The sequence below is a fragment of the Methylorubrum salsuginis genome (genome assembly GCF_900114375.1).
Classification (GTDB): domain Bacteria; phylum Pseudomonadota; class Alphaproteobacteria; order Rhizobiales; family Beijerinckiaceae; genus Methylobacterium; species Methylobacterium salsuginis.
Genome location: NZ_FOSV01000058.1, coordinates 1 through 1,679 on the forward strand (window position 1 = coordinate 1; position 1,679 = coordinate 1,679).

The 1,679-nt window shown below is 61.0% G+C and carries 1 protein-coding gene; it reads right to left on the reverse strand.

Features of this window, described 5'->3' with window-relative positions:
* Positions 1–86: 86 nt before the first annotated feature.
* On the reverse strand, positions 87–1,679 hold a 1,593-nt coding region (locus tag BM140_RS24980; protein ID WP_091952143.1), incomplete at its 5' end, for a TonB-dependent receptor domain-containing protein.

Genomic DNA, 1,679 nt, shown 5'->3' on the forward strand with positions numbered 1-1,679 from the left:
CCGCGCTCGTCTTCTGACCTCGCCGCATGTCCGACTCCTTCAGTCCTGGCTGATCCTCTCAATCAGCCCGGTCCAAAGCCAGCCGGTCAGGTCACGGCGGAGAGGGCGTTGCCATCGATGGGCATGCCCGTGACCGTCGATGTTTGATTGATGAAGCGGAAATCGAGATGCGTGAAGGAGAGGACCACGTTGGTCCCGACGCCCAGATTTGCAATCAGTTCGGCTTCAAGCCCTTTCGATCGAACCGCGCCTGTCGCAACTTGATTGGCGAGGTTGTTCGGGTCCTGTCGAAGCAGGGACGATTGCGCAATATCGAAGGCCGCAAGGGCAGCGGTCACATTGGTGCCCGGCACCGCGTATTTGACACCCGCTTCGATCTGATCGCCCGTTGCGGGCTTGAAGGGTTGACCTTCGCGGTTCCCGAGTTGCGGCGTAAAGGTCGTGGCATAGCTCGCATAGGGAACGAGGCCGGGAGCGAGGATGTAGTTCAGTCCGACCCGACCGGTGAAGGCCCGGTCGTTCTGCGGATGGACGCTGCCGGCCATTTCGTTTGCGATGGCCTGCGTGGATTGTTGAACGAAATCCTGCCGTCCCGTGAGCGTCAGGACGAAGCGGTCCCATTTTGCCTGCTCCTGCAGGTAGACGCCCAGCTGATCCTGGCTTTGAAGAGAGCCGTTCGTCAGGGCCGGTCGCGGGATGAATGTTCGATAGCGGAAATTGGCGAGATCCCTGACGCCCGTCAGGTCCAGCGGCGGAACCGCGAAGTTGAGGCCGAACCGACGATGGTAGTCGTAGTGGAGATAGTCGATTCCTCCGAGCACGGTGTGCGCGACCGGCCCCGTTTGGAATCGAGCCTCGAGCTGATTGTCGACTGCAACGGACTTCAGCCGATCGACCGCCAGCACGGCGTACCGATTGGCTTGAAGCCCTTCGATACCTGAAATCGACGTATAGCCGTAATCGCTATGCATATCCTCGTAGCGGAGATTCTGCCTGAAGACGAGGTCGGGCGAGAAGCGATGCTCGAACGCATAACCGATGCGAGACTGCTCCTGCAGAAAGCGATTGAAGCCCGGATCGCCTTCATAGAGTCGTGAGACGACGAACCCTGGAAAATTGTAGAAGGAAGTCGTTGCCGGCAGTCGGGAGCGCTGAAACTCCGTCAGGAGCGTGAAGGTGGTATCGGCCGAGGGCTTCCAGGTGAAGGACGGCGCAAGATTGACCCGGTCTTCCGTCGCGCCGGGAAGAAAGCTGTCCGACTGCCTCACGATTCCGGTCAGCCGATAGGCCAACGTATTGCCCGATCCCTCGACCGGGCCCCCGAAATCGAAGTTGCCCTGAAACCGGTCGAAGCTCCCCTCTTGGAACACGACTTCACCGAAGCGTGTGAACACGGGACGCTTCGAAGTGACGTCGACGATGCCGCCCGGCGAGCCGAGCCCATAAAGTCCCGCCGACGGCCCCCTCAGAATCGTGACGGCCTCCGCACCGTAAGGCTCGATATGCGGCACCGCCACGCCCACCGCGACGCGGCGCAGGCCGTCGCGGTAGACGCTGTCGAACGTGGCGAGGAAGCCTCGAATGTAAGAGCGCCTAACAGAACGGCACGAAGCGGTGGATGGTGCGTTGGTGGGGCATGGCTCGCGCTCTGCTTCCCGACGATCTCTGGACGGAGATTG